Origin of the sequence: Microcystis sp. M109S1 (genome assembly GCF_020247025.1) — a bacterium.
GTDB lineage: Bacteria > Cyanobacteriota > Cyanobacteriia > Cyanobacteriales > Microcystaceae > Microcystis.
Genome location: NZ_JADBRW010000140.1, coordinates 1 through 7,755, shown reverse-complemented (window position 1 = coordinate 7,755; position 7,755 = coordinate 1). Strand labels below are relative to the sequence as shown.

At 45.5% G+C, this 7,755-nt stretch carries 7 protein-coding genes; all 7 read left to right on the top strand.

Annotation, left to right across the window (positions count from 1 at the left end; genetic code table 11):
• The first annotated feature begins 201 nt into the window (after positions 1-201).
• Positions 202-468: a hypothetical protein gene (locus IM322_RS06600; protein ID WP_287674359.1), complete on the top strand. Its 267-nt coding sequence runs from the start codon at positions 202-204 to the stop codon at positions 466-468.
• 643 nt (positions 469-1,111) lie between these two features.
• Positions 1,112-2,125, top strand: a complete 1,014-nt coding sequence (gene pstS / locus IM322_RS06590; RefSeq protein WP_287674361.1) for a phosphate ABC transporter substrate-binding protein PstS — start codon at positions 1,112-1,114, stop codon at positions 2,123-2,125.
• A gap of 296 nt (positions 2,126-2,421) precedes the next feature.
• Entirely contained in the window at positions 2,422-3,396 is a 975-nt protein-coding gene (gene pstC / locus IM322_RS06585; protein ID WP_286824268.1) for a phosphate ABC transporter permease subunit PstC, read from the top strand.
• A gap of 3 nt (positions 3,397-3,399) precedes the next feature.
• Entirely contained in the window at positions 3,400-4,284 is an 885-nt protein-coding gene (pstA, locus tag IM322_RS06580) for a phosphate ABC transporter permease PstA (protein ID WP_287674365.1), read from the top strand.
• An 11-nt stretch (positions 4,285-4,295) separates the two neighbouring features.
• Entirely contained in the window at positions 4,296-5,105 is an 810-nt protein-coding gene (pstB, locus tag IM322_RS06575) for a phosphate ABC transporter ATP-binding protein PstB (protein ID WP_287674368.1), read from the top strand.
• A 387-nt stretch (positions 5,106-5,492) separates the two neighbouring features.
• Complete coding sequence (map, locus tag IM322_RS06570) at positions 5,493-6,257, top strand: type I methionyl aminopeptidase (RefSeq protein ID WP_287675599.1); 765 nt, start codon at positions 5,493-5,495, stop codon at positions 6,255-6,257.
• Positions 6,258-6,439: 182 nt separating this feature from the next.
• A complete protein-coding gene (locus tag IM322_RS06565) occupies positions 6,440-7,621 on the top strand; it encodes an aldo/keto reductase (protein ID WP_287675598.1) in 1,182 nt (393 codons plus the stop codon).
• Positions 7,622-7,755 lie beyond the last annotated feature (134 nt).

Here is a 7,755-nt window from a genome sequence, read left to right as displayed (position 1 = left end):
GTGTGGGGTTTTACCAGTTTTGAGGTGGCCAATTACCTAATTTTCAGGGAAAAAGTGCCTAAATTTCCCCCCGATCACTGCCATATCCAGTACTTTTTAAGTTCCAAAAGGTCTAAAAGTCTTACCCAACAAGGTTTTTAGATTTATTCAGCAAGCTCTAAGTAGAGGAACCGATAAAAAGCTCTCAAGGGATTGTCACCCATGACGGATGAAAGATTAGAACGGATCGAGAGCATACTACAGGCTACCGTTGTCCTCACGCAACAGAATCGAGAAGATATAGCACAGCTAACCCGTGAGGTTAGGACAATAGCAGGGAGTCTTGAACAAACCAACGAGCGCTTAAATCAATTTATCACTCAAGCTGAGAGCGATCGGCAGTTTTTCCGCAACGAAGTCACCGGTATCCGTACAGAAGTTAAGCAAATCGTAGAGCATCTTTTCGGACAATCCCCAGATCAGGAGTAAAGATTAGCCAACAGGTAAGCTAAACGGCGCTTAACCTGCATGATCCAATAGCTATAACCCTTTTGGAGTCTATATCGGTGATCCGAAGTAAAAGCCGTTTAGCTTATATATTAGCCAAATCACCGGCAAAAAGCTTGATCAACCCTAATTAGGGTTTGCGGCAAAAAGTTTTTCGTGGGGGCAGGGTGTGGGGTGTGGGGTGTGGGGTGTGGGGTTTTACCCATTTTCAGGACGTTCGGACGTTCGGCGAAGCTCAGTCGAGCCGTGGTCAATTACCTAATGTTCAGGGAAAAAGTGCCTAAATTTCCCCAAGATCACTTCCAGGATCGGCACTTTTTGAAGGTTTTTAGATTTATTCAGCCTGCCCTAGATAAAAAGCTTTGTCCGGGCAATTTCTCCCCAACAGATGGTTTAAATTAAGATTTCATCCTTGAATAGATACAATGGATTTTGGTCTTGATCGATCTAAATTATTGCCAAAAGCTGTGAACTTTTTAAATTAAACTTAACCAAAATTTTACCCAATCTTAACCAAAAAAATCCCCAATATTTCTAGATTTAAAAGTAATATTTATGCCTTAAACTATATTTTGAAGAAAGTTCAACTTTCCCAATTGTGCAGGATTCTTCAACCAGAAAATTTATGATATTCTCAACTGCTACCCTAACTCGTGTGTGTGCTGTCTCCTTCGCCACGGCAGCGGCCTTAGCAGGGACGATGGGAGAAGCTTTCGCCCAAACCCTGAACGGTGCGGGAGCCTCCTTTCCCGCGCCCCTATACCAGCGTTATTTTGCCGACTATAAAAACGCCACTGGTGTCACCGTTAACTATAATTCCGTCGGTAGCGGTGCTGGTGTCCGGCAATTTATCGCCGGAACCGTCGATTTTGGGGCTTCCGATGCCGCTCCTTCCTCCTCGGAAAAAGGCCAGATGAAAAACGGTTTACTGCTAGTTCCCACCGCCGGAGGAGCCGTCGCCGTGGTGTATAATCTGCCCGGGGTAAATAACCTGCAAATTTCCCGGGCTAACCTCGGTAAAATCTTCAGTGGCGAGATCACTAACTGGAGACAGGTGGATCCGAAACTGCCCAACCAACCCATTAAAGTGGTGGTTAGGGCTGATGGTAGCGGTACTACGGAGATTTTTACTTCCCACCTGAGTGCTATTAGTCCTTCTTTCAAAAGTAAAGTGGGAACCAGCAAAGAACCTAACTGGGGTTTTACCGTTCTCAAGGGACCGAAAAATGATGGTGTGGCGGCCCTGGTTAAACAAACAGAAGGCTCGATCGGTTACGTTCAAGATACCTTTGCCCGCAAAAATGAAGGGGCAACCATGAGAACTGCCAAAGTTCAAAATAAAGCCGGTCAATTTGTCGAACCGAGTCTCGCCGAAGCTAACAAAGCTATGGAAGGGGTGAAATTTAACGCTGATTTTACCGCTAATGTAGATGATCCGAGCAATGGCTATCCGATCGTCGGGATTACTTGGTTATTAGTACCGAGAGACTACGCTGATAACAAAAAAGCGGCGGAAATTAAAAGACTGTTGACTTGGATTCTCACCACCGGTCAAGGTATTAACAATCAATTGGAATTTACTCGGATTCCCCAATCGGTGACTCAAAAAGTTTTAGCCGAAGTTAACAAAATTAAATAAATACTTTTGTATTAGTTTAGGCTTGATTGTCACCGCTTTCCAGTAAGATGGAAAAAAGTTACCGGTTAACCTCATAACTAATAAGTAGGGAGGCACAATTATTTGTAGGATGGGTTAGCGCACTTCGTAACCCATGCGGGCGTTGGGTTTCATGCTTCAACCCAACCTACGTTCATCTTATATTTAATTCCACCCACCCACTTAACTGCAAGTATTTCTTTTCTCTGGGCTGAACAATGTTCAGCCCCTACAGTTGCGTTTTAAACAACTGATAACTGCTAATCGCTCTCTACCTTATGGCTAATTTTTCTGAATCGGTCGAGTCTTTTGATCTCTCGGCGGCCAATCTTAACGAAAGCCCCGGTACTGCGGGTTTATTTGATCGCATTTTTACAATCTTAGTCTGGATTTGTGCCGCCTCTGGTTTAATCTTTCTGCTCTGGATGGCCTGGATTGTTTTTCAGGATGCGCGGCCGGCGATCAATGAATTCGGTTGGGGATTTCTCTGGGGAACCACTTGGGATGTTAACGTCCTCAAATTTGGTGGTTTACCTTTTATTTTCGGTTCGATCGTTTCCTCGATTCTAGCTCTTTTATTAGCTATTCCCCTCAGTGTCGCCGTTGCTTTAACCACGAGCGAGAATTATTTGCCGGCAAGCGTCCGTTATCCCATCGGTTTTCTAGTGGAATTAATTGCCTCGATTCCCAGTGTAATTATTGGTTTATGGGGGATTTTCGTACTAATTCCCGTGCTGAAACCTCTGCAAGAATGGTTATTTCAAAATTTTGCTTGGTTCCCTTTGTTTAATACCCAACCGTTGGGACCAAGTATGCTGATCGCCGGTGTGATCCTGGCCATCATGATCGTGCCGACTATTTCCGCTATCAGTCGCGATGTGTTGCTTACCGTCCCCCCCGAATTACGCAGCGCCTCCATGGCCCTAGGGGCGACTCGTTGGGAAACCATCTGGCGCGTGTTGTTGCCGGCGGCCAGTTCTGGCATTATCGGGGCGATTATCCTCGGTTTAGGGCGCGCTTTAGGGGAAACTATGGCGGTGGCCATGGTAATCGGTAACTCCTCGATTATTAGTCCCTCCCTCTTGGCCCCTGGTTATACTATTCCTGCTGTACTAGCTAATACCTTCCCAGAAGCTTTTGAAAAAATCCACATCGGAGCCTTGATGTATCTAGCTTTGACTCTATTTTTTATTACCTTAGCCGTCAATAGTGTAGCGGCTTTATTAGTACAATTTATCAACCGCAATCGTTAATTTATGACTCAAGGAGCTTTTCCCGAAGAAGATTTACAGCAACCCCTGTCACCGTGGCGACATTTTTTTACCAACGGTCTCACGGGTTTAGCGATCGCTCTTAGTGCCATCGCCATTCTGCCTTTATTCGCTATTCTCTTTCAAATTGTCAAAGAAGGTTTACCCGGATTCAATTGGCAAGTTTTCACCTCTTTACCCGCCCCAGTTGGCTCCGATCCCAGTGTTCCCAACGGTTTTGCCAATGCAATCGTGGGGACTTTAACCATGGTCGGTTTAGCGGCTTTAGGCAGCATACCTCTGGGGATTCTCACCGGGGTTTTCCTCTCGGAATTCGCTCGGGGTTCCAAAATTGGCGGTATTCTGCGCTTTGCGATCGTGGTGTTGAGTAGTACCCCTTCCGTCATCGTCGGGGTGTTTTCCTTCGGGGTTTTGGTCTTAACTACCAAACAATTTTCCGCCGTAGCGGGGGCCTTTGCTTTGGGGGTGATTATGTTGCCCATCGTCGCTTTAACCACGGAAGAGTCCCTAAAACTAATACCCATGTCCTACCGTCTCGGTTCCTCCGCTTTGGGGGGTTCCCGTTTCGATACGGTATTTCGCATTGTCCTGCCAGCAGCGATCGCACCGATTATGACCGGGATATTATTAGCGGTGGCCCGGGCCGCTGGAGAAACCGCCCCCTTAATGTTTACGGCTTTATTTAGTCAATTTTGGCAAGAAAGTCTTTGGTCGCCCACACCGGCTTTAACGGTGTTGATTTATAACTACGCTAGTTCCCCCTTTCCTGAACAAAATTCCCTAGCTTGGACAGCTTCTTTAGTCCTAATTATCTTAGTTTTAATTACTAGCCTTCTCTCCCGTTTTGTCACTCGTAAACGCTCAAATTAAGCACTTTTCTGATGATCGATTCCTCTATCATGAACACTCCTACTTCTCTAGCTAATTCGGCGATCGAAGTCGAAAATCTTAGCTTTTTCTACGGTAGCAAAAAAGCCCTGGAAGGGGTTTCTTTACAAATCCCGCAAAGGCAAGTAACCGCCATGATCGGCCCCTCTGGTTGTGGTAAATCTACTCTCTTAAAAGCTCTCAATCGCATCGGGGAATTAGAGGGGCAAGTGACAGTTAAGGGCAAAGTTAGGTTTTTTGGCCAGGATATCTACGCCCCCAAAGTTAACCTTCATACCTTACGGCGACAGGTGGGTATGGTGTTTCAGCGCCCTAACCCTTTTCCCGCTAGTATTTACGATAATATAGCCTACGGTATTAGAATTTATCGTTCCGCTAGTCGCAGTGAATTAGATGAGATTGTGGAATCAGCTTTAAAAGGAGCTGCTCTTTGGAATGAAGTTCAAGAGCTGTTGAATAAATCCGCTTTAGGATTATCGGGAGGACAACAACAAAGATTGTGTATTGCTCGCGCTTTGGCGGTAAAACCAAAAGTATTATTAATGGATGAACCTTGTTCTGCTTTAGACCCCCTTTCTACCCTCAAAGTCGAGGAATTAATCCATGAATTGAAGGAACAATACACGATCGTCATTGTCACCCATAATATGCAACAGGCCTCTAGGGTATCCGATCGCACGGCCTTTTTTAATACCGATGAAAGCCGCGTCGGTCATTTGGTGGAATGTGATGCCACCCAGAAAATTTTCACCGATGCAGTTAATCAACAAACTCGCGATTATGTAGCCGGTAGATTCGGTTAATTTGTCTTGTCAGGAGATAGGAGACAGCTATCAGTGATCAGTTATCAGTTATCAGTTATCAGTTATCAGTTATCAGTGATCAGTTATCAGTTATCAGTTATCAGTTATCATATGTGAGTTTTCAGTTCACTGATTGGCTCTTCTCGACTTTGTGTGATAATTTTTGCTTATGGAATCGTGAAATGCTTATCGGGCAAGACTTTTAGGGCTATTTTGCGGATATTTTATCAGTATAGACCTCGTTTCCACACATAAACCAGAAGAGCCACTGATTACTGTTTACTGTTTACTGATAACTGAAAAGTCTCCCCCCCTAAACAATAACGCTGCCCGATTTTGCTAGGATAAGAAATGTAACAAGAATCTTTCTCAACAGTCGGATAATTCATGGGCAACGATACCATCACCTTACTCTCTCCCCGGGAAATTGAAAAAATGCGTCGAGCCGGACGATTAGCGGCTAAACTGTTAGACCATCTGGCCGATATGGTTAAACCGGGGGTAAGTACCCTAGAAATCAATGACGAGGCAGAACGTTGGACCTGCGCCCATGGAGCCAAAAGTGCGCCCCTAGGATACCACGGCTTTCCTAAGTCCATCTGTACTAGCATTAACGAGGTTATCTGTCACGGCATCCCCAGCGCCAATCAAATCCTTAAAGAGGGCGATATTATTAACATCGATGTCACCCCGATTTTAGAAGGTTATCACGGCGATACCTCGCAGACTTTCTTTGTTGGTACTCCCTCCCCCCTGGCCAAAAAGTTAGTGGAAGTTACCAGAGAATGTCTGCAAAGAGGCATAGATGCAGTGCAGCCGGGGGGTAAAATCGGCGATATCGGGGCGGCTATCCAAGAATATGCCGAAGGACAAGGATTTTCGGTGGTTAGAGATTTTGTCGGTCATGGTATCAGTAATGTTTTTCACACCGGTCCGCAGGTTCCCCACTACGGCACTCGTGGCAAGGGCAAAAAAATTCGCCCCGGCATGGTATTCACCATTGAACCAATGATTAATGAGGGAACCTGGCAACATATTGTCTTAAAAGACGGTTGGACTGCTATTACTAAAGATGGTAAACTTTCGGCCCAATTTGAACACACCATCGCCGTCACCGAAACCGGTGTCGAAATTCTCACTTTATCCGATTAAATTTAGGGAACGGGGAACAGGGGATAGGGAATGGGGGAATGGGAGAATGGGGAAATAGGGAAGTTTCAACTAATACCCCAAAACCCTAAAACCCTAAAACCCCATCACCCCTCTCCCTTCTCCCCCCGCAACGCGCACGAAGTGGTCTCCTCACTTCCCACTAATAACTGATAACTGAATATATGCAGTATCGTCGTTTCGGTCGCACTAATCTACAAATGCCGGTGTTTTCCTGTGGGGGAATGCGCTATCAATTTCAGTGGCAGGATGTGCCGATGTCGCAAATTCCCGACGAGAATCAAGGCAATTTAGAGGCAATCATCAATAAATCTCTGGAAGTGGGGATTAATCACATCGAAACCGCTAGGGGTTACGGCACTTCGGAGATGCAATTAGGCAAAATTTTGCCGCAACTACCGAGGGACAAGATTATCGTGCAGACGAAAGTTTCTCCTAGTCAAGATGTGCGGGAATTTCGCCGTAAATTTGAGCAATCCAGGCAATTTTTACGGTTAGATTATGTGGATTTGTTGGGCATCCATGGCATCAACACCGAGGAAATTCTCGATGACACTATGGCCGAGGGCGGTTGTTGGCAAGAGGCGAAAAAATTACAGGAACAGGGAAAAGTTCGTTTTATCGGTTTCTCGACCCATGCACCAACTGATGTGATTGTCAAGACTATTGCAACAAATTGTTACGATTACCTCAATTTGCACTGGTACTATATTTTTCAGAATAACTGGCCGGCCATAGAAGCGGCAAAACAGCACGATATGGGGGTTTTTATCATTAGTCCCTCCGATAAGGGCGGCCATCTCTACAATCCTCCCCCTAAGCTCGTTGCTCTCTGTTTTCCTCTCAGTCCGATGGTTTTTAATAACCTATTCTGTCTCAGTCATCCGACCGTCCATACCCTTAGTATCGGTGCTGCGCGAGCCAGAGATTTTGATGAACACCTGAAAACTTTACCCTTACTCGATCGAGCCGAGGAGATTTTACCGCCCATTATCGAGAGATTGCAAGGGGAAATGATCAACTGTTTAGGCGATAATTGGGTGAAAACTTGGTCTGTGGGTTTACCTAGCTGGGAAAATACCCCCAATCACATCAATATTCGTTCTATCCTCTGGTTACGCAATCTCGCTATCGCCTACGATATGATTGACTTTGCCAAGGCCCGATACAATCTCTTGGGGAATGGGGGTCACTGGTTCCCCGGTCAACAGGCAAAAGAGGTGGAAAAACTCGATTTAACTGCCTGTTTAGCCGCTAGTCCCCACGCTGATCAAATTCCCTATCTTCTCGCCGAAACTCATCGATTATTGTCGGGAGAGACGGTACAACGCTTAAGCAGTAGTTAGGGTTTGCTGAATAAATCTAAAAACCTTATCCAACAAGGTTTTTAGACTTTTTTTCCCTCAAAAAGTGCCGACCCTTGGAGTGATTGGGGGGAAAATTCAGGGACTTTTTCCCTGAAAATTAGGTAATTGACCAC

Bases quoted from the DNA above. Each gene is read 5' to 3' on its own strand.
- pstC (WP_286824268.1), top strand. From the start codon at position 2,422: ATGGCTAATTTTTCTGAATCGGTCGAGTCTTTTGATCTCTCGGCGGCC.
- pstB (WP_287674368.1), top strand. From the start codon at position 4,296: ATGATCGATTCCTCTATCATGAACACTCCTACTTCTCTAGCTAATTCG.
- pstA (WP_287674365.1), top strand. From the start codon at position 3,400: ATGACTCAAGGAGCTTTTCCCGAAGAAGATTTACAGCAACCCCTGTCA.
- pstS (WP_287674361.1), top strand. From the start codon at position 1,112: ATGATATTCTCAACTGCTACCCTAACTCGTGTGTGTGCTGTCTCCTTC.
- map (WP_287675599.1), top strand. From the start codon at position 5,493: ATGGGCAACGATACCATCACCTTACTCTCTCCCCGGGAAATTGAAAAA.
- IM322_RS06600 (WP_287674359.1), top strand. From the start codon at position 202: ATGACGGATGAAAGATTAGAACGGATCGAGAGCATACTACAGGCTACC.
- IM322_RS06565 (WP_287675598.1), top strand. From the start codon at position 6,440: ATGCAGTATCGTCGTTTCGGTCGCACTAATCTACAAATGCCGGTGTTT.